We start from the raw sequence: 18,584 nt of genomic DNA, 5'->3' as shown, positions 1-18,584 counted from the left end.
TCAGTCCCTCCGCTGGAGCGGCGCCCTGCTGGTCAGGGACCTGCCGCGTGCGTGTTTCTTGTGGACCGCCTGCCGGCTGACGCCGAGCCGCTCCGCGATCTGCTCCCACGTCCAGCCCTGTGCGCGGGCGTTGCCGACCTGGAGCTCCTCCAGGCGCTCGACCAGGACGCGCAGCGAGCGGACCGCCGCCAGCCCGACGGCAGGGTCCTTGCTGCTGGCGGCGGACGCCACCTGGGTCGTGTCGGACATGGCTGTCAACCTAGGTTGCGCAATCCGCCCTGTCAACCAGGATTGACAGAGCGGCCATGGGACAGTGGCCGGGAGCCCTGACCGGCTCCCGGACGAGGTGGTGCCGTACCCGGACTGCGACAAGACGGCGCCAGGGAGTGGACGATGGCCTGGCTCGTGCTCGTCGTGTCCGGAGTGCTCGAAGCGGTGTGGGCCACCGCCCTGGGCCGGTCGGAGGCGTTCACCCGGCCGGCTCCGTCGGTCGTCTTCGGGATCGCGCTCGTGCTGAGCATGGGCGGGCTGGCCTACGCGATGCGCGAACTGCCCGTGGGCACGTCCTACGCGGTGTGGGTCGGCATCGGCGCCTCGCTCACCGTCATCTACGCGATGGTGACCGGCACCGAACCGGTGTCCGCGGCGAAGGTACTGCTGATCGCGGGCCTGATCGGCTGCGTCATCGGTCTCAAGGCCGTCTCCTGACCCCAGCCGCCCCGTTGATCAGCCGACCTGATCGACAGCGTCCCGACGGGGCGGTCAGAGGGTGAAGACGATCTTGCCGTTGGTGCGGCCCTCGAGCATGCGCTCGAAGCCCTCGCGCGCCTCTGTCAGCGGCAGCTCGACGTCGATCTGCGGGCGGATGCCGGTGACGGCGCACATCCGGATCAGCGCCTCGAGCTCGTCCTTGGTGCCCATCGTCGAGCCGATGACCGACAGCTGGGTGAAGAACACCCGGTTGAGCTCGGCGCCGGGGTTGAAGCCGGTGGTCGCACCGGAGGTCACCAGGACGCCGCCGGGCTTGAGCGACTTGATGCTGTGGCTCCAGGTCGCCTCGCCCACGGTCTCCATCACGCCGTCCACCCGCTCAGGCAACCGGGCACCGCTGTCGAACGCCTGCTCGGCTCCCAGGGCGAGCGCCGCGGCGCGCTTCTCCTCGCTGCGCGCGGTCGCCCACATCCGATAGCCGGCAGCCCGGCCGAGCACGATCAGCGCCGTCGCCACGCCACCGCTGGCGCCCTGCACGAGCACCGTCTGACCCGGGCGGAGACCCGAGCGGACGAACAGCATCCGGTAGGCGGTCAGCCACGCCGTCGGCAGGCAGGCGGCCTCGGCGAAGGACAGGTCGGCCGGCTTGGGCAGCAAGTTGCGCCGGGGGACGGCGACCCGCTCGGCCATCGAGCCCTGGTGGACCTCCGAGAGCAGCGACCGCTTCGGGTCCAGCGTCTCGTCACCGGTCCAGCCGGGGCTCGCGATCACGCCGTGGACGACGACCTCGTTGCCGTCCTCGTCGAGTCCGGCCGCGTCGGTGCCCAGGATCATCGGCATGCGCTCCTGCGGCAGGCCGATGCCGCGGAGGCTGAACAGGTCGTGGTGGTTGAGCGAGACCGCCTTCACCTCGACGGTCGTCCACCCGTCGGGAACCTGCGGCTCGGGGCGGTCGGCGATCTCCAGGACGGAGAGCGGGTCCTTCGGGGCAGGGGTGGAGACGAAGGCAGCGAGCATGGACGGGACGCTAACCGAGCGCTCCCGGAGCAGCGACGCGGGCCGCCGGTGCGAACCGGCGACCCGCGTCGGCAGCCCTATCCGAGCGCGGCGCCCTCAACGTCGAACATCAGCACCTCGGCGAGGTGGACGCGGAGCGCGAGCTCCGCCCCGTCCTGGACGTCGAGGCGCTTGTCGAGCCGGAACACCAGGTGCTCACCGCGCTGCGCGGCGCCGTCCGAGAGCCCGACCGGTGCGGCCAGCGCGAAGAGCTCCGCGCCGGTGCGCTCGACGCGCTCCACCCGGACGATCAACCGGTCGCCGGAGCCGCCCGGCTCCGTACCGGCCACGTCCACGCCCTCCGGGCGGATGCCGACCGTCACCGACCCGGCCTGCGTCCCCGGAGGCAGCGGCACCTCGAGCGAGCCGGCCACGACCGCCCGGCCGTCGGTGACCGGCACGCCGTCGATCAGGTTGATCGACGGCGACCCGATGAACCCGGCGACGAACGTGTTGACCGGGCTCTCGTACAGCTCACCCGGGGTGCCGATCTGCTGGACGCGGCCGTCGCGCAGGACGACGACGCGGTCGCCCATGGTCATCGCCTCGGTCTGGTCGTGCGTCACGTAGACCGTGGTGGTGCCCAGCCGCTTCTGCAGAGCCGCGATCTCCGCCCGGGTCGAGACCCGCAGCTTGGCGTCGAGGTTGGACAGCGGCTCGTCCATGCAGAAGACCTTCGGGTCGCGCACGATCGCCCGACCCATGGCCACCCGCTGCCGCTGACCGCCGGACATCTTGGCCGGCTTGCGGTCCAGGAGGTCCTCCAGCTGGAGGATCCTGGCCGCCTCGGCCACCCGCGTCCTGATCTCCTCCGCGGCGAAGCCGAGGTTCTTCAGCGCGAAGGCCATGTTCTCGCCGGCGGTCATGCTCGGGTACAGCGCGTAGCTCTGGAACACCATCGCCACGTCGCGGTCCCGGGGTCGGCGTCCGGTGACGTCGACCCCGTCGATCAGGACCCGCCCCGAGGTGACCGGCTCGAGGCCGGCCAGCATCCGGAGACTGGTGGACTTCCCGCACCCGGAGGGACCCACGACGACGACGAACTCGCCGTCGTGGATCTCCAGGTCCAGCGAGTCCACCGCCGGCCGCTCGCTCTGCGGGAAAGTGCGGGTGGCGGCGTCGAAGGTCACCGTCGCCATGCCCGCCCCTTCCCTCGTGGAGCGGACGTCACAGCTGGGGCTCGATGTCGCGCTCGTAGACCGTCTGGCTCTCCTCCTGCAGCTCCTCGAAGACCGACTGCACGTCCCGGCCGCCGATCGTGATCTGGTCCAGTGCGGCACCGATGCGAGCGCCGCCGCCGGGCAGGAACACCCGGGCGTAATCCTGGGGCTTGGTCACCTCGAGCTGCTCCAGCGCGGTGCGGGCGTTGGGGTTCTCCTCCAGGTACGGCTGCATCTCCGGGTGGTCGACCGAACCCTTCTGAACCGGCATGTACCCGGTGGCCTGGCTGAACTTGACGGTGTTGTCGGAGTTGGTGAGGAACGCGATCAGCTCCATGGCGGCCTCCTTGCGCTCGTCGGAGATGCGCTCGGGGATCGCCAGGCCCGCACCACCGGTGGGGGTCGCGGGGGTCGGCCCGGGCAGGAAGGCCGTCCCGAACTCGAACTCCGCCGTGTCCCGCAGCCCACCCAGGGAGCCCGTCGACTGGAGCAGCGAGGCGGCCTGACCTGCGCCGAACTGGTTGTTGGCGTCGTTGGAGATCGCGATGAGCCCCTGCTCGTGCTGGTCCTTCAGGAACTCCCCGGCCTCGATGGTCTCGTCCGCGGTGAACGTCATGTCCCACTCGTCGGAGTAGCCGCCGCCGAAGGTCCACGCCATGTTCTGGAAGTACCAGTCGAGGTAGTTGCTGCCGTCGGGCAGGACCATCGGGGCCGCACTACCGTTGGCGGCAGCCAGCTGCGGGCCCCACTCGGCCCACTCCTCCCACGACTCCGGGCCACGGTCAGGGAGGCCGGCGGCGCTCCACATGGCCTTGTTGTAGTAGAAGAGCGGCGTCGAACGGGCGTAGGGCATCGCGTAGTGCCCGCCCTCGAACTCGTAGTCCTCGCGCAGCGCGTCCACGTAGCCCTCGCTGTCGACCTCCATGGACTCCCACAGGTCGTCCATGGGCGTGATCGCGTCGTTGAGCGCGAAGTTGAACCAGGTGACATCGGACGCCACGACGACGTCGGGCAGGTCGCCGCCGGAGAGGGCGGCGTTGAACTTCTGCGCCACCTCCTCGTAGTTCTGGCCGGCGGTGACGAGGTTGACCTCGATGCCGCTCTCCTCCTCGAACGCCTCGAGGAGCTCGGTCTCGATCTCCTTGGACTCGCCGGGGTGGTTGGACCAGAGGGTCAAGCTCTCCACCGGTCCGCCGCCGTCGCCGCCGTCGTCGGAGGAGCCGGTACCGGCACAGCCGGTCAGCGCGAGTGCGGCGATCGCCGCCGCGCTGGTGTAGCGGAGCAGGGAACGGCGTCCCGATGCGGTCATGTACGGCTCCTTCGTGGTGGTTCAGGGTGTGCACCGGGCCGTGTGCCCGGGAGTCTGGTCAGCCCTTGACGGCCCCGGCCGTCAGGCCCTTGATCATGTGTCGTTGCAGCGCCAGGAAGATCAGCAGGATGGGGAGTGCGGTCAGTACGGTCCCGGCCAGGACCGGCCCCCAGTTGGTGAGCCCTTCGCTGTTCTGCAGCTGGGCCAGGCCCACCGGCAGAGGCGCGACCCGCGAGTCGTCGGCCATGAGGAGCGGCCAGAGGTACTGGTTCCACTCGTTGACGATGGTGATCAGGGTGAAGGCGATGAGCGTCGGCCACGACATCGGCAGGACCACCCGCCACAGCATCCGCAGCGGCCCGGCGGCGTCCATCTCCGCCGCCTCGATGATCTCCTTCGGCAGTGACAGGAAGTGGTTGCGCATCAGGAACGTGCCGAAGGCGACGCCGGCCAGCGGGATGATGATCCCGGCGAAGGTGTTGCGCCAGCCCAGTTGGGCGACCAGCGCGTAGTTGCTGATCACCGTGATCTGGTTGGGCACCATCAGGCTGCCGATGACGAGCAGCAGGACCAGCGTGCGGCCGGGGAAGCGCAGGAACGCCAGCGCGAACGCCGAGAGCACCCCGAGGAACACCTGCACCACGGTCAGGACCGCGGTGATGATGATCGAGTTGCGCAGGTAGTCGGTGAAGGCGACGCCGCCGCCCACCGAGGTGTAGTTGTCGAAGGTCAGCGGGTCCGCCCACCAGCTCACCGGGACGGTGTAGATGTCGGGCCGCTCCTTGAGCGACGACACGAGGATCCAGTAGAGGGGCACCGCGACGAGCAGGATCACGAGCAGCAGGCCGGCGTAGCCGCCCAGCCGGCTCGGCAGCCGCTCGCGGGTGGGGGAGACCGCCGTGCTCATCGCTCCTGCCCCCGCTCCATGATGCGCACCTGGACCAGCGTGACGATCAGCAGGATGACGAACATGATCGTCGCGACGGTGGCGCCGAAGCCGGCCCGCTGGTTGACGAAGGTCTCCTGGTAGACCTGGTAGACCATCGTCGTCGTCCCGTTGCCGAGGGGACCGCCCCTGGTCATGGTGTGGATGATGTCGAACACCTGGAAGCTGTTGAGCAGCACGGTGATCAGCAGGAAGAACGTGGCCGGCCGCAGCTGCGGCCAGGTGACCTTGCGGAACTTCGTCCAGGTGGAGGCCGCGTCGATCTCGGCCGCCTCGTCCAGCTCCGCCCGCCGGCCCTGCAGGGCGGCGAGGTAGATGACGAACGTGTAGCCGAGGTTCTTCCAGATGTAGGTCACCGTGACCATGAACAGGGCCCACTCGGGGTCCTGGTAGAACGCCGGCGCATCGACGCCGATCCGGCCGAGCAGGTCCTGCACCAGGCCGAACGTCGGGTCGAAGACGAACTGGAAGGCGACACCGACGGCGGCGCCGGCGACGACGAACGGGGCGAAGACCATCGACCGCACGGCGTTGCGGCCGAACAGCTTGCGGTCGAGCAGCAGCGCCAGCGCCAGCCCCAGCACCATGGAGCCGATGACCGCCACGCCGGTGAAGATGATCGTGTTCCACAGCACCGTGTGGCTGGCCGAGCTGGTGAACCACTCGACGTAGTTGTCGAAGCCGATGTACTCGGCGGTCGGTGACGAGATGTTCCAGCTGGTGAACGACAGCCTGATGTTGTCCAGGAGCGGCCGGTAGGTGAAGACCCCGAGGAGCACGAGGTTCGGGAGCAGGAAGGCCGCGGCGAGGAGGATGCCTCGAAAGCGCCGTCGGCCCGGGGGTGACGGGGGCGCGGCCGTAGCGGCCGGCGCGGCTCCCCCGGGGACTTGCGCGACGAGGTCGGTGGCCACGGGACGCACGGTAGCGCCCAGGAGGAAACCTGTACCGGTATCCACGCGGCTGGACGGGCACCATGCGGTGAACTCCTGGTACGTGCGTTTGGGACGGCGGGCGACGGACCAGACAACCCTGTTGCCACCCGCCGGAGCGGTGCGGAGCCGCGCGCGCCCCTAGCCTGTCGGAGGTCTCGTCCATCCGATTGCAGGGGGTCCACTCCAGATGACGACGCGTGCGCTTGTCCTCGGCGGCGGCGGGGTCGCCGGGATCGCCTGGGAACTGGGACTGCTCAGCGCCTGGGCCGCCGAGGGCGTCGACGTCCGGGAGGCGGACCTCGTCGTCGGCACCTCGGCCGGTTCGGTCGTGGGTGCCCAGCTGCGCCTCGACGGGGATCTCCAGGCGCTGTACGAGCGGCAGCTGCTCCCGCCGGTCGGTGAGAAGAAGGTCGAGTTCGACGGGGTGGCGACGATGACCGCCTTCGCCGACGCGATGAAGGGCGCCACCGGCGAGCAGGACGCGCGCGCCCGCCTGGGGGCGCTCGCCCTCGCGGTGGACGCCGTGCCGGAGGCTGAGCGGCGCGCCATCATCGAGGGCCGGATCGGGGACCCCGAGTGGCCGACGGGGCAGCTGGTGATCACTGCCGTGGACACCGCCGACGGCGAGTTCCTGCCGTTCGACGCGTCCTCGGGCGTGCGGCTGCTCGACGCCGTGACCGCGAGCTGCGCGGTCCCGGGCGTCTGGCCACCGGTCACCGTGAACGGGCGCCGGCTGATGGACGGGGGCATGCGCTCGGTCACGAACGCGGATCTGGCGGCGGGCTGCGAGAAGGTCCTCGTGGTCACCCCGACGCGCGGTATGCCAGGTGGTCTCCTGGGCCCCGGGCTGGACGGCGAGATCGAGGTGCTGCAGGAGAACGCCGAGGTGCACGTGGTGACCGCGGACGAGGCGTCCCTGGCGGCTTTCGGGAGCAACGTGCTCGACCCCGCGACCCGGGAGCCCTCGGCCCGCGCCGGGCGGGCGCAGGCCGCCGCCACGATCGACGCCGCCCGCGCCTTCTGGGGCTGATCCGCGCCGCAGGGCCGAGGACCGGCCGGACGTCCGTCAGCGGATGACGACGACGTGCTCCCCGCGGGGCACGAACTCGCCGATCACCGGGGCCCCGGGCATCTCGCCGCCGAGCAGCAGACCGCCGGAGGTCTGCGCGTCGGCCAGCAGCAGCGCCTCGTCCTCGGACACCGCCGACAGGTCGGTGTGCGGGCGCACCCAGTCGAGGTTGCGCCGGGTGCCGCCGGAGACGAAGCCGTCGGCCAGCGCCTGCCGGGCGCCGGCCAGGTAGGGGACGGCCGCCGCGTCGACGACCGCGGTGACGCCGCTGGCCCGGGCCATCTTGTAGAGGTGCCCGAGCAGGCCGAAGCCGGTCACGTCGGTCCCCGCACGGACGCCGGCGGCCACCGCGGCCCGCGCGGCGTCCCGGTTCAGGGCGGTCATCGAGGCGACCGCCTCCTCCGACACCTCGCCGGTCGCCTTCATCCGGCTGTTGAGGACACCGACGCCCAGCGGCTTGGTCAGGCTCAGCGGGGTGCCCGCGACCGCGCCCGAGTTGGTGATGATCCGGTCCAGGTCGACCAGGCCGGTCACGGCCATGCCGTACTTCGGCTCCGGGTCGTCGATCGAGTGCCCGCCGCCCACGTGGCAGCCCGCCTCGTGCGCCACCTCCAGGCCGCCGCGGAGCACCTCGGCCGCGAGCTCGGCGGGCAGCACGTCGCGTGGCCACCCCAGGAGGTTCACCGCCACGGCCGGTGTGCCGCCCATGGCGTAGATATCCGACAGTGCGTTGGCCGCGGCGATGCGGCCGAAGGTGTAGGCGTCGTCGACGACCGGAGTGAAGAAGTCGGTGGTGAGCACGAGCCCCTGACCACCGGCGATGCGGACCACCGCGGCGTCGTCGCCGTCGTCGAGCCCCACGACCAGTTCGGCGGCCGGATCGGCCGGACCCTGCGCGGTCAGCCCGGCGACCACGGCCTCGAGCTCGCCCGGCGGGATCTTGCAGGCGCACCCGCCACCGTGGGCGTACTGCGTCAGGCGGACGGCCGATGCGGTGGTCACGGCTCGAATCTAGGCGCGACCTCCGGGCAGCACGACCAGTCGCGGGGGCCGAGGCTCCGTGGGGCGCTGCCGCAGTGCCCGCCCGGCGGGATGGTTGGTCGTCGGACGTCCGTTCGGCGGCATGCCCAGACCGCCGAGGTCACGTCCCGGCGCGATCTCCCCGGTGAGCTCGGCGCCGCCGATGCGGTCCTCCCGGAACCAGCGCAGCTCCTGCCGTTCGCGGCACCAGGCGACCAGGAACTCGTGCGTGCCCGAGCGGACCAGCAGCTGCGGCTCCACCGCCCGCTCCGACCAGCGGCCCTCCCGGTCGCGGTAGTCGAGGACGAGCACGCGCCGCTCGGCCACGCCCTGCTCGACGCGCCGCTGCAGCTTTCTCTCGCGGGCCACGTCGGCGGCGACCCACCGGCTGCTCGCCAGCATCCGGGCCCGCAGCTGCGGATCGGGCTCGAGCACGGTGAGCACCTTCTCCAGCGCCGCCCCGCCGGCCTCGGCGAACGGGCCGTCGGGCCGAGCGGCCAGGGCGGCGGTGATCGCCGCGGCCTCCTCGGGTGTGAAGGAGACCGGCGGCAGCGGCGCGGGGGAGCGGGGCTCGGTTCGGGTCACGAGACGGATGCTGGCAGTGGCCTCCGACAGTTCTCGGAGGACCGGCCCCGTAGGCTCGGCGGCGGAGGCGTCAGGGTGTCTGGTGGCCCCCGCGGCCTCTAAAGCCGACGTGGCCGAGTACCTCGGTCAGGCGGGTTCGATTCCCGTCCGCCTCCGCCAAGCCCCCGCCGGACCTACGCTCCGGTGCGATGCCCGCCGACAGCAGCACCGACGATCCGCGCCGCGCCGTGCCCCGCACCGACGCCCTGCTCGCGGCGCCGGCGGTGCAGGCCGCGGTGCAGCGGCTGGGCCGCGAGCTGGTCAAGGCCGCCGTGCAGCGGGTGCAGGGCCGCATCCGCGACGGCGGGCTCCCGGCGGGCGACGCGGTCGACGCCGTCCTCGCCGCGCTGCCGCTCACGGCCGGCAGCCTGCGCCCGGTGCTGAACGCCACCGGCGTCCTCGTGCACACCAACCTGGGTCGCGCGCCGCTGTCGGCGGCGGCGGTCGAGGCGATCGCCGCGGCGGCCGGGACCACGGACGTGGAGCTGGACCTGCGGACCGGGCGCCGTGGACCGCGCGGTGCGGCGGCGATCGACGCCCTGCTGGAGGCGGTCCCCGCGGCCGAGGCGGCGATCGTCGTCAACAACTGCGCCGCGGCCCTCGCCCTGGTCGCCACCGCGCTCGGGCAGGGCCGGGAACTCGTCCTCGCCCGGGGGGAGCTGGTCGAGATCGGCGACGGTTTCCGCATCCCTGACCTGCTGGAGTCGACCGGGGCGGGGCTCCGCGAGGTGGGGACGACCAACCGGGTCACCCTCGACGACTACCTCGCCGCACTGTCGCCGGACACGGGTGCGGTGCTCAAGGTGCACCCGTCGAACTTCGTCGTCCGCGGCTTCACCCGGGCGGTCCCGGTGCGGGACCTGGCAGAGGGGCTCGCCGGCACCGGAGTGCCGTTGGTGGCCGACGTGGGCTCCGGCCTGCTGCGGCCGCACCCGTTGCTGCCCGACGAGCCCGACCTGCAGTCCACGCTGGCCGACGGCGCGGACCTCGTGGTGGCCAGCGGCGACAAGCTGCTCGGCGGGCCCCAGGCGGGACTGGTCCTCGGCCGCGCCGACCTCGTGCAACGGCTGCGCCGGCATCCGCTCTACCGCGCGCTGCGGGTGGACAAGACGACGCTGGCCGCCCTGGAGGCGACGCTGCGAGGCCCGCTGCCGCCGGTGCCGCAGCTGCTCGCCGCGGAGCCCGCCGTCCTCACTGCTCGGGCCCGGGCGGTCGCCGACCGGCTGACGGCGGCCGGCGTCGACGCGCACGTCGTCGCCGCCGACGCCCGGGTCGGCGGAGGAGGAGCGCCCGAGCAGCCGCTGCCCGGCGTCGCGATCTCGCTGCCCCCGACGTTCGCCGAGCCGTTGCGGCTCGGCGGCCGCCCGGTCGTCGGCTACCTCGAGGACGGCCGCACCCTGCTCAACCTGCGCAGCCTCGCCCCGGAGGACGACGGCGCGCTGACCGACGCCGTCCTGGAGGTGGCGGCTGCGTGGACGTGATCGCCACCGCCGGCCACGTCGACCACGGCAAGTCCGCGCTGGTGCGCGCCCTCACCGGTATGGAGCCCGACCGATGGACGGAGGAACGCCGGCGCGGGCTCACCATCGACCTGGGCTTCGCCTGGACCACGCTGGCCTCGGGACGGACGGTGGCGGTCGTCGACGTCCCCGGCCACGAGCGGTTCATCGGCAACATGCTGGCCGGCGTGGGTCCCGCTCCGGCCGCGCTGCTCGTCGTGGCGGCCGACGACGGCTGGTCCGCGCAGACGGCGGAGCACGTCGCCGTCCTCGACGCCCTCGGGGTGCGGCACGCGCTCCTGGCGGTCACCAAGGCCGATCTCGCCGATCCGCGCCCGGTGCTCGCCGACGTCCGGGACCGGCTGGCCGGGACCTCGCTGGGGAACGTGCCCGGATTCGCGGTCAGCGCGGTCACCGGCGCGGGCCTGTCCGAGCTGACCGACGGGCTGGAGACGCTGCTCGCGCGGCTCCCGGCGGCCGATCGGCAGGCGCCCGTGCGGCTCTGGGTCGACCGCGCCTTCACCATCAAGGGCGCCGGCACCGTGGTCACCGGCACCCTGGCGGCGGGCTCGGTGTCCGCCGAGGACCGGCTCACGCTGGGTGAGCGCGAGGTCGTCGTCCGCGGGGTGCAGTCGCTCGGTCGGACGGTCGAGCGGGCCACCGCCACCGCCCGGGTCGCGCTCAACCTGCGCGGCACCGCCGTCGAGGAGCTCTCCCGTGGCGACGCGCTGCTCACGCCGGGGGCGTTCCGCAGCACCACCGAGCTGGACGTGACGCTCGCTGCCGCTCCCGACGACCGGTTGCCCGCCGAGGTGGTGGTGCACATCGGCTCGGCCACCGTCGGTGCGCGCGTGCGGCTGCTGGACGGCGCCGTCGTCCGGCTGCGGCTGGGCGCTCCGCTGCCGCTGCGCGTCGGCGACCGCCTGCTGCTGCGCGATCCCGGCGCGCGCCGGGTGCTCGGCGCGGACGTCCGGGACGTCGACCCACCGGAGCTGCGGCGCAGGGGAGCGGCCCGGCAGCGCGCCGCGGAGCTCTCGGCCCGGCCGGAGGGCGCCGAGGGTGCGGCGGCGGACCTCGCCGCCCGGAGCATCGTCCGCACCGCCGACTTCACCGCGATGGGCTGGCCGGTTCCTGCGGATGCCGACGAGCACGGACCGTGGCTGCTCGCTCCCGGCCTGACCGACGCGCTGGCCGCGCGCGTGCCGGACGTCGTCGCCCGGTACCGGAAGCTGCGGCCGCTCGAGCCCGGGCCGCCCGTCGAGGTCGTTCGCCGCGCCCTGGAGCTGCCCGCCGCCGACCTCGTCGCGGCCCTCGTCCGGACGCCGCTCGCCCTGCGGGACGGCCGGGTGGTCGACGAGGCGGCGGTACTCCCGGCGCCGGTGCAGGCCGCGGTGGACGCGGTGCGGGCGCGGCTGGCCGCGGACCCGTTCGCCGCCCCGGAGGCGCCGGAGCTCGTGGCCGCGGGCCTCGGCGCGCGCGAACTCGCGGCCGCCGTGCGCAGCGGTCAACTGGTCCGCATCGCCGACGGCGTCTACCTCGCGCCCGGGATCGCCGACGTCGCACGCGGCCGGCTCGCCGCCGTGCCACAGCCGTTCACGCTGAGCCAGGCTCGCCAGGCCTGGGGGACCAGTCGCCGCGTCGCCGTCCCGCTGATGGAGTGGCTCGACGCCCAGGGCGTGACCGCTCGTCTCCCGGACAACACCCGCCGGCTGCGCTGAGCGCGCGACGGATGCGGGCGTCGTCAGTCGGTCGGAGGGACCCAGCGGGCCGGGCGCTTCTCGCGGAAGGACGCGATGCCCTCCTGGCCCTCGTCGCTCGCGAAGAACCGGGCCGAGAGCTGCAGCAGGTCGCCGAAGTCCAGGTCCGGCTGGTGCGACCGCAGCAGCCGTTTGGTCTCGGCCAGCGCGACCGGGGCGCCCGCGGCCAGCGCCCGCAACTGCCCGTCGAGCACGGCGTCGATCTCGTCGTCCGCGGCGACCAGGTCCACCAGGCCACCGGCCGCGGCTGCGGCGGCGTCGAACACCTCGCCGGTCAGCATCAACCGGTGCGCCACGTGCGTCGTCATGCGCGGCAGCACCACGGCCGAGATCACCGCGGGCACCAGGCCGAGCCGGACCTCGGAGAAGGCGAAGCTGGCCGAGGACGCCGCCACGACGACGTCGCAGGCGGCGACGAGGCCCACCCCGCCGGCCCGGGCCGGCCCGCGGACGACGGCGACGACGGGCTTCGGGGAGGACCAGATCAGCTGCAGGAGCTGCGGGAACTCGTTCACGCCCTGGTCCTGCGACGAACCGCCGGCCGCCTCGGCGAGATCCATGCCGGAGCAGAAGACCCGGCCGGTGTGGTCGAGGGCGATCACCCGCACGGCGTCGTCGGCGAGCGCGTCCTCCAGGGCGGCGCGGAGCTGGCCGCGCAGCGCCTTCGACAGCGCGTTGCGGTTCTGCGGCGAGTCGAGGGTGAGCGTGGCGACGCCGGCGGACACGGTCACCTGGATCACTCGGTCGTGGGTCACAGCCGCATCCTGCCGCGCCGGGGCGCCGGCGCGGCACACTGGGAGCAGATGAACACCGTCCTGCCGCTGGTCGAGCGCGCCGTACCGCCGCTCGAGCTGCCGGCGCCCGCCCGCGAGGGGCTGACGCGCACGCCGTTCGGCCTCTACGTACACGTGCCCTTCTGCGCCACGCGCTGCGGCTACTGCGACTTCAACACCTACACCTCCGACGAGCTGGGCCCCGGAGCCAACCGCTCCGAGTACGCCGGCACCGTCGTCGCCGAGCTGCGCCGGGCGGCGGAGACCCTCGGCCCCGACCTGCCCACGGTCTCCACCGTGTTCGTCGGCGGCGGCACGCCGACCCTGCTGCCGGCAGCCGACCTGAGCGCGGTCCTGGACGAGGTGCGGCGGCTGTTCCCGGTGGCCCCCGACGTCGAGGTCACGACGGAGGCCAACCCCGAGACCGTCGACCGCGACTACCTGGCGAGGCTGCGCGAGGCCGGCTTCACGCGGGTGAGCCTGGGCATGCAGTCCGCGGCCGAGCACGTCCTCGCCGTCCTGGACCGCAGGCACACGCCGGGGCGGGCGGTGCAGGCCGCGCACGACGCTCGTGCGGCCGGGTTCGAGCACGTCAACTTGGACCTCATCTATGGCACCCCCGGTGAGTCCGACGCCGACTGGGCGGCCTCGCTCGACGCAGTCCTCGCCTCGCCCGTCGACCACGTGAGCGCCTACGCGCTCATCGTCGAGGACGGCACCCGCCTGGCCCGGCGGATCGCCCGCGGCGAACTGCCGATGCCCGACGACGACGTGCTGGCCGACCGCTACGAGCAGGCCGACGCGACCCTGCGGAGCGCCGGCTTCCAGTGGTACGAGGTGTCCAACTGGGCGACCTCGGACGCTGCCCGCTGCCGGCACAACGAGCTGTACTGGGCCAACGCCAACTGGTGGGGCGTCGGCCCCGGCGCACACAGCCACGTGGGCGGACTGCGCTGGTGGAACGTCAAGCACCCCGCGGCCTACGCCGACCGCCTGGCCGCCGGGTCCAGCCCCCACGCCGACGCCGAGCTGCTCGCGGACGACGACCGCGCGCTGGAGACGGTCATGCTCGGGCTGCGGCTGCGCGACGGGCTGCCGCTGACCGCCCTCTCCGATCTCGGGCGGGTCCGCGCGGCCGACGCGGTGAGCCGTGGCCTCCTCGCCGAGGAGGCGTACCGTCGAGGTTTGGCCGTGCTCACCGACAAGGGTCGGTTGCTCGCCGACGCGGTCGTCCGGGACCTCACCGACTGAACGGGGTTCGCCCGGAGGGCGACCCGCTCATCCGAAAGAGCGAGATTTCGCGCACGTTTTTCGGCTATGGTCCCGGTTCCGGCAACGGCGCCGGTCAGGCAGGGAGGTGGTTCCGGTGGACGTACGCACGTCCTGGTCCGCCGTGGGCTCCCCGCCAGGCCATCCGCCGGTAGCCGACACGCCCGCCCTCAGCGGCGGCATGCTGCTCGCGTTGGCGATGAATCGCCGTGCCCGTGGCCTCCGCGGCCTCGACGTACTCCGACGCAGCCAGGACCGGGCCCCGCCACAGGCCGTCTGACCCCCACCCGGGTCACGCCCACCCCGTCCTGACGCGCTCCGCCTGGTGCCGCGTCCCTTCCTGCTTTCCCGAAAAGCCCTCGTCCGAGGAGGACCCTCATGTCCAGCACTCTCGACTCGACCGCCCGCACCGCCGACTGGAGCAGCATCCGCGCCCAGCTCGAGACCCAGCGCGCCGACTGCGTCCAGCAGCGCGAGCAGGCACTGGAGGAGTGCGCCATCTCGGTGCCCGACCCGGTCGCCCAGCGCCGCAGCGCCGACCTGCAGACGACCATCGAGGAGATCGACGCCGCCCTCGAGCGCATCGAGGCCGGCACGTACGGCTCGTGCACGGAGTGCGGTGCCGCCATCCCCGAGGAGCGGCTGGAGCTGCGCCCGATGGCGCGCTGCTGCGTCTCCTGCAGCTGACCTCCCGCCCGATCGGTCCGGCGCCGGCCCAGCTCCGGCGCCGGCCCAGCTCCGGCGCCGGCTCAGCTCCGGCGCGGGCCGGGCACCGGGGGCTGGGCGGGAATCGCCTCCGTCGACGGGCCGGCGGGCGCCTGGACGGGGGTGAGGGCGTCGAGGTCGAGTACCCGCACGTGGATGACGTTGCGCTGCTGCAGCGCCGCTCGCAGCGCGCGGTGCAGCCCGTCCTCCAGGTAGAGCTCCCCGTGCCACTGGACGGCGTGCGGGAACAGGTCGCCGTAGAAGGTGGAGTCGTCCGCGAGGAGGGCGTCGAGCGCCAGCTCCTTCTTGGTGGTGGTCAGCGTGTCCATCCGCACCTGCCGGGGCGGGATCATCGCCCAGTCCCGTGTGGACAAGCCGTGGTCGGGATAGGGGCGGCCGTCTCTCACCGCTTTGAAGATCAGGGAACGACCTCCGCTTCCTGCCCCAGCGGGGCGCCGACCGGACAACCCTAACGGCCCGGCGGGGGGGACGTGCTGCCGTCGTCTCCTGGGCCTCGTCCGGAGGCTCGCCATGAGCTCGCGAGCGAGGAAGGAGGAGGGGGTCCTTCGCGTATGCTGGGTTGGCACTCCGACCGTGCGAGTGCCAGCGCGGGCTGGTCCCCGGGTGGGCCTCGGAAACCGTGGCCCGGCACCGCACGGCATGTCGACCGGTACGGGGAGGTGTCTCGTGGCGCACGACGAACGCCGCCTGGACGTCCTTCGGGCGATCGTCCAGGACTACGTCTCGACCAACGACCCGGTGGGCAGCAAGGCGCTGGCCGACCGGCACGATCTGGGCGTCTCCCCGGCCACCATCCGCAACGACATGGCGGTGCTGGAGGAGCAGGGATACATCACCCAGCCGCACACCAGCGCGGGGCGGGTGCCCACCGACAAGGGGTACCGGCTCTTCGTCGACCGGCTCTCCGCCGTCAAGCCGCTGTCCGTGGCCGAGAAGCGGGCCATCGAGCGGTTCCTCGACGGCGCCGTCGACCTGCACGACGTCCTCGGCCGCACCGTCCGGCTGCTGGCGCAGATCACCCGCCAGGTGGCCGTCGTGCAGTACCCGACGCTCTCGCGGAGCGCCGTTCGTCACCTCGAGGTGGTGCAGGTCGCCGCGGCCCGGCTCATGCTGGTGCTCATCACCGACACCGGACGTGTGGAGCAGCGGGTCGTCGACTGCCCGACCGACATCGACGCCGAGGCCGTCGCGGAGCTGCGCACGCTGCTCAACTCCGCCTTCACCGGCGTGAAGCTCACCGAGGCGGGCAGCAAGGTGCCCGACCTGCTGGACACCGCGCCGCCGCACCTGCGGGGCCTGGTCGCCACGGTCAGCTCCACGCTGCTGGAGACCCTCGTCGAGCCGAGCGAGGACCGGCTCGTGATCGGCGGGACGGCGAACCTCGCCCGCGGCAACGCCCTGGACTTCCACGGCACCGTCCGGCCGCTGCTGGAGGCGCTGGAGGAACAGGTCGTCGTGCTGCGCCTGATCAGCGAGGTGGAGGCGGGCACGGTGCTGGTCCGCATCGGCGAGGAGAACGCACACGAGGCACTCAGCGGAGCCTCCCTGGTCAGCGTCGGCTACGGCTCTGCCGACCGGGCGCTCGGCGGGCTGGGCATCGTCGGCCCGACCCGCATGGACTACCCCACGAACATGGCCGCGGTGCGCGCCGTGGCCCGCTACGTCGGCCAGATCCTGGCCGAGAGCTGAGGACGAACTTCTGCGATGGCAACCGACTACTTCGGTGTCCTGGGCCTGGCCCGCGACGCCAGTGACTCCGACATCAAGCGCGCCTACCGGCGGCTGGCGAGGGACCTGCACCCCGACGTCAACCCCGACCCCGAGGCCAAGGAGCGCTTCCAGGAGGTCACCCGGGCGTACGAGGCGCTGACCGACCCCGAGAAGCGGCGGATCGTCGACCTCGGCGGTGACCCGTTCGACACCGGTGGCGGGGGCGGCAACGGCTTCGGCAACGCGGGGTTCGGCGGTCTGGGCGACATCATGGACGCGTTCTTCGGCGGCGCGACCACCCGCGGGCCGCGCGGGCGCACCCGCGCCGGCCGGGACGCGCTCATCCCGATCGAGCTCGAGCTGGACGAGACGGTGTTCGGCACCGTCAAGGAACTCACCGTCGACACCGCCGTCCTCTGCGACGTGTGCGCCGGTGCCGGCACGGCCCCGGGCACGCACGTCACGACGTGCACCACCTGCTCGGGTCGCGGCGAGGTGCAGAGCGTCCAGCGCAGCTTCCTCGGCCAGGTCATGACCAGCCGGCCCTGCCCGACCTGCTCGGGCACCGGCCAGGTCATCCCCGAGCCGTGCGTCAAGTGCGCCGGGGACGGCCGCGTGCGCTCCCGCCGCACCATCTCGGTCAAGGTGCCCGCCGGTGTCGAGGACGGCATGCGCATCCGGCTCACCGGCCAGGGCGAGGTCGGCCCCGGCGGTGGTCCCGCCGGCGACCTCTACGTGGAGATCCACGAGCGCCCGCACGACGTCTTCACCCGCGACGGCGAGGATCTGCACTGCCGGGTCACGCTGCCCATGACCTCCGCCGCCCTGGGCACCACGCTGAACCTGAAGACCCTCGACGGCGAGCAGGAGATCGACATCCAGCCCGGCACGCAGTCGGGCAGCGTGCTGAAGATGCGCGCCCAGGGCGCACCGCGGCTGCGGGCCACCGGGCGGGGTGGCCTCGTCGTGCACGTCGACGTCGTCACGCCCACCAAGCTCGACGCCGAGCAGGAGAAGCTCGTGCGCGAACTCGCCGCCCTGCGTGGCGAGGACCAGCCCGAGTCGAACCGCGAGGCGCAGGGCGGGCTGTTCTCGCGGGTGCGCGACGCGTTCCACGGGCGCTGATCGACGTGGCCACCCCCGGCGCCGAGGTCCCCGAGCTCGACGGCGCGCCCCTGTTCCTCCTGGATGTCCTGCCGGAGACCGAGCAACTCCTGGTCGAGGGCGCCGAGGGGCGGCACGCCGTCGACGTGCTGCGCCTCGAGCCGGGGGAGCGGGTCCGGGTCGGGGACGGCCAGGGCACCGTCGTCGAGGGGGACGTGGTCTCGGCCGGCCCGCAGGGCCTGCGGGTGGCCGTCCTGCACCGCTTCGAGGTGCCGGCCCCCCAGCCGGAGTTCCTGCTGGTGCAGGCCCTGCCGAAGGGGGACCGCGGACCGCTCGCGGTCGACCTCGCGACCGAGCTGGGCGTCGACCGCATCGTTCCGTGGACGGCGGCGCGCTGCGTGACCCGCTGGCGCGACGACCGGGTGGCCAAGGGAGTGGCCAAGTGGCGGGCCGCGGCCCGGGCGGCCAGCAAGCAGTCCCGGCGTCCGCGGGTGCCCGAGGTGACCGAGCCGATGTCCACCCGCGAGGTGTGCGGCCTGCTGGGCGACGTCGACCTCGCCGTCGTGCTGCACGAGCAGGCGCGCCGGCCGATGGCCGAGCTGACCGTGCCCTCGTCCGGCACGGTGGCGGTCGTCGTCGGCCCCGAGGGCGGGCTCACCGACGGCGAGGTGGTCGCCTTCCGGGCCGCCGGCGCCGAGCCGGTCCGCCTGGGCCCCGAGGTGCTGCGCACCTCGACCGCCGGCGCCGCCGCGCTGGCCGCGCTGAGCGCCCACACCCGCTGGGCCTAGCCGTCGACGGTGCTGGGATCAGGTGACCTGATCGTGGCGTCACCTACCTCGTGGTGGGCGGTGCGGGAGGTAGCGCCCCGGTGAGGGAGGACGCCGGAGCGCGTGCCGCCCGTCGCGCCGTCGGGCGTGCG

Annotated in this window: 19 protein-coding genes, 1 tRNA gene and 1 riboswitch; of the genes, 10 read left to right on the top strand and 10 right to left on the bottom strand. The window is 73.3% G+C overall.

Annotated elements, in window-relative coordinates; translation table 11 throughout:
* A complete protein-coding gene (locus BN344_RS03245) occupies nt 1–249 on the bottom strand; it encodes a helix-turn-helix domain-containing protein (protein WP_040336964.1) in 249 nt (82 codons plus the stop codon).
* 63 nt (nt 250–312) lie between these two features.
* A riboswitch (guanidine-III (ykkC-III) riboswitch) is annotated at nt 313–382 on the top strand.
* A gap of 11 nt (nt 383–393) precedes the next feature.
* Here BN344_RS03245 and BN344_RS03240 point away from each other — a divergent pair.
* Nucleotides 394–708: a DMT family transporter gene (locus BN344_RS03240; protein ID WP_040336963.1), complete on the top strand. Its 315-nt coding sequence runs from the start codon at nt 394–396 to the stop codon at nt 706–708.
* A 54-nt stretch (nt 709–762) separates the two neighbouring features.
* Here the strand turns inward: BN344_RS03240 and BN344_RS03235 are convergent, their stop codons facing one another.
* The 5 genes from BN344_RS03235 to BN344_RS03215 form a co-directional block, all read right to left on the bottom strand.
* On the bottom strand, nt 763–1,728 hold the full coding sequence (locus BN344_RS03235; RefSeq protein ID WP_040336962.1) for a zinc-binding dehydrogenase: 966 nt from the start codon (nt 1,726–1,728) through the stop codon (nt 763–765).
* A 77-nt stretch (nt 1,729–1,805) separates the two neighbouring features.
* A complete protein-coding gene (locus BN344_RS03230) occupies nt 1,806–2,906 on the bottom strand; it encodes an ABC transporter ATP-binding protein (protein WP_040336961.1) in 1,101 nt (366 codons plus the stop codon).
* A 28-nt stretch (nt 2,907–2,934) separates the two neighbouring features.
* On the bottom strand, nt 2,935–4,236 hold the full coding sequence (locus BN344_RS03225) for an ABC transporter substrate-binding protein (RefSeq protein WP_051515511.1): 1,302 nt from the start codon (nt 4,234–4,236) through the stop codon (nt 2,935–2,937).
* Between the two features lie 58 nt (nt 4,237–4,294).
* Nucleotides 4,295–5,143, bottom strand: a complete 849-nt coding sequence (locus BN344_RS03220) for a carbohydrate ABC transporter permease (RefSeq protein WP_051515510.1) — start codon at nt 5,141–5,143, stop codon at nt 4,295–4,297.
* Nucleotides 5,140–6,093, bottom strand: coding sequence for a carbohydrate ABC transporter permease (locus BN344_RS03215; RefSeq protein ID WP_081788331.1), 954 nt, complete (start codon nt 6,091–6,093; stop codon nt 5,140–5,142). Before BN344_RS03215 ends, BN344_RS03220 begins: the two co-directional genes overlap by 4 nt.
* 208 nt (nt 6,094–6,301) lie before the next feature.
* Here BN344_RS03215 and BN344_RS03210 point away from each other — a divergent pair, with 208 nt between their 5' ends.
* Entirely contained in the window at nt 6,302–7,144 is an 843-nt protein-coding gene (locus BN344_RS03210; protein ID WP_040336959.1) for a patatin-like phospholipase family protein, read from the top strand.
* 36 nt (nt 7,145–7,180) lie between these two features.
* Here the strand turns inward: BN344_RS03210 and selD are convergent, their stop codons facing one another.
* Both selD and BN344_RS03200 read right to left on the bottom strand, forming a co-directional pair.
* The gene (gene selD, locus BN344_RS03205) at nt 7,181–8,185 is read right to left on the bottom strand and encodes a selenide, water dikinase SelD (protein WP_040336958.1); all 1,005 of its coding nucleotides are present in this window, start codon (nt 8,183–8,185) and stop codon (nt 7,181–7,183) included.
* 9 nt (nt 8,186–8,194) lie between these two features.
* On the bottom strand, nt 8,195–8,788 hold the full coding sequence (locus BN344_RS03200) for a helix-turn-helix transcriptional regulator (RefSeq protein ID WP_051515509.1): 594 nt from the start codon (nt 8,786–8,788) through the stop codon (nt 8,195–8,197).
* A gap of 63 nt (nt 8,789–8,851) precedes the next feature.
* Here BN344_RS03200 and BN344_RS19805 point away from each other — a divergent pair.
* From BN344_RS19805 to selB, 3 genes are all read left to right on the top strand, one after another.
* A tRNA-OTHER gene (locus BN344_RS19805) sits at nt 8,852–8,947 on the top strand.
* Between the two features lie 29 nt (nt 8,948–8,976).
* Complete coding sequence (selA, locus tag BN344_RS03195; protein WP_040336957.1) at nt 8,977–10,308, top strand: L-seryl-tRNA(Sec) selenium transferase; 1,332 nt, start codon at nt 8,977–8,979, stop codon at nt 10,306–10,308.
* Nucleotides 10,299–12,044 carry a selenocysteine-specific translation elongation factor gene (gene selB / locus BN344_RS03190; RefSeq protein ID WP_040336956.1) on the top strand — a complete coding sequence of 582 codons (1,746 nt, stop codon included), beginning with the start codon at nt 10,299–10,301 and terminating at the stop codon, nt 12,042–12,044. The genes selA and selB overlap by 10 nt, the downstream gene beginning before the upstream one ends.
* A 23-nt stretch (nt 12,045–12,067) precedes the next feature.
* On the opposite strand, the gene BN344_RS03185 is transcribed toward selB, so the two are convergent.
* A complete protein-coding gene (locus BN344_RS03185; protein WP_040336955.1) occupies nt 12,068–12,838 on the bottom strand; it encodes an enoyl-CoA hydratase-related protein in 771 nt (256 codons plus the stop codon).
* Here BN344_RS03185 and hemW point away from each other — a divergent pair.
* Together hemW and BN344_RS03175 are read left to right on the top strand one after the other, a co-directional pair.
* Nucleotides 12,830–14,107, top strand: coding sequence for a radical SAM family heme chaperone HemW (gene hemW, locus BN344_RS03180; RefSeq protein ID WP_231486461.1), 1,278 nt, complete (start codon nt 12,830–12,832; stop codon nt 14,105–14,107). The two genes, BN344_RS03185 and hemW, sit on opposite strands and share 9 nt — an antisense overlap.
* Before the next feature lie 396 nt (nt 14,108–14,503).
* Nucleotides 14,504–14,812 (top strand): TraR/DksA family transcriptional regulator, encoded by a 309-nt coding sequence (locus BN344_RS03175; protein ID WP_040336954.1) that lies wholly within the window; start codon nt 14,504–14,506, stop codon nt 14,810–14,812.
* Between the two features lie 62 nt (nt 14,813–14,874).
* Here the strand turns inward: BN344_RS03175 and BN344_RS21250 are convergent, their stop codons facing one another.
* On the bottom strand, nt 14,875–15,363 hold the full coding sequence (locus BN344_RS21250) for a type II toxin-antitoxin system VapB family antitoxin (protein ID WP_462475926.1): 489 nt from the start codon (nt 15,361–15,363) through the stop codon (nt 14,875–14,877).
* A 154-nt stretch (nt 15,364–15,517) separates the two neighbouring features.
* Here BN344_RS21250 and hrcA point away from each other — a divergent pair, with 154 nt between their 5' ends.
* The 3 genes from hrcA to BN344_RS03155 are packed head-to-tail and all read left to right on the top strand — an operon-like array spanning nt 15,518 to nt 18,453.
* Complete coding sequence (gene hrcA / locus BN344_RS03165) at nt 15,518–16,540, top strand: heat-inducible transcriptional repressor HrcA (protein ID WP_040336953.1); 1,023 nt, start codon at nt 15,518–15,520, stop codon at nt 16,538–16,540.
* A gap of 15 nt (nt 16,541–16,555) precedes the next feature.
* A complete protein-coding gene (dnaJ, locus tag BN344_RS03160) occupies nt 16,556–17,686 on the top strand; it encodes a molecular chaperone DnaJ (protein ID WP_040336952.1) in 1,131 nt (376 codons plus the stop codon).
* A gap of 5 nt (nt 17,687–17,691) precedes the next feature.
* Entirely contained in the window at nt 17,692–18,453 is a 762-nt protein-coding gene (locus tag BN344_RS03155; protein ID WP_051515507.1) for a 16S rRNA (uracil(1498)-N(3))-methyltransferase, read from the top strand.
* Nucleotides 18,454–18,584: the final 131 nt, after the last annotated feature.

The organism is Candidatus Blastococcus massiliensis AP3, assembly GCF_000582785.1.
Taxonomy (GTDB): Bacteria; Actinomycetota; Actinomycetes; order Mycobacteriales; family Geodermatophilaceae; genus Blastococcus; species Blastococcus massiliensis.
The sequence above is the reverse complement of the archived record's forward strand: the minus strand, read 5'-3'. Positions and strand labels throughout refer to the sequence as shown.

Bases quoted from the DNA above. Each gene is read 5' to 3' on its own strand.
- BN344_RS03245 (WP_040336964.1), bottom strand. From the start codon at position 249: ATGTCCGACACGACCCAGGTGGCGTCCGCCGCCAGCAGCAAGGACCCT.
- BN344_RS03240 (WP_040336963.1), top strand. From the start codon at position 394: ATGGCCTGGCTCGTGCTCGTCGTGTCCGGAGTGCTCGAAGCGGTGTGG.
- BN344_RS03235 (WP_040336962.1), bottom strand. From the start codon at position 1,728: ATGCTCGCTGCCTTCGTCTCCACCCCTGCCCCGAAGGACCCGCTCTCC.
- BN344_RS03230 (WP_040336961.1), bottom strand. From the start codon at position 2,906: ATGGCGACGGTGACCTTCGACGCCGCCACCCGCACTTTCCCGCAGAGC.
- BN344_RS03225 (WP_051515511.1), bottom strand. From the start codon at position 4,236: ATGACCGCATCGGGACGCCGTTCCCTGCTCCGCTACACCAGCGCGGCG.
- BN344_RS03220 (WP_051515510.1), bottom strand. From the start codon at position 5,143: ATGAGCACGGCGGTCTCCCCCACCCGCGAGCGGCTGCCGAGCCGGCTG.
- BN344_RS03210 (WP_040336959.1), top strand. From the start codon at position 6,302: ATGACGACGCGTGCGCTTGTCCTCGGCGGCGGCGGGGTCGCCGGGATC.
- selA (WP_040336957.1), top strand. From the start codon at position 8,977: ATGCCCGCCGACAGCAGCACCGACGATCCGCGCCGCGCCGTGCCCCGC.
- BN344_RS03175 (WP_040336954.1), top strand. From the start codon at position 14,504: ATGTCCAGCACTCTCGACTCGACCGCCCGCACCGCCGACTGGAGCAGC.
- BN344_RS21250 (WP_462475926.1), bottom strand. From the start codon at position 15,363: ATGGCGAGCCTCCGGACGAGGCCCAGGAGACGACGGCAGCACGTCCCC.
- dnaJ (WP_040336952.1), top strand. From the start codon at position 16,556: ATGGCAACCGACTACTTCGGTGTCCTGGGCCTGGCCCGCGACGCCAGT.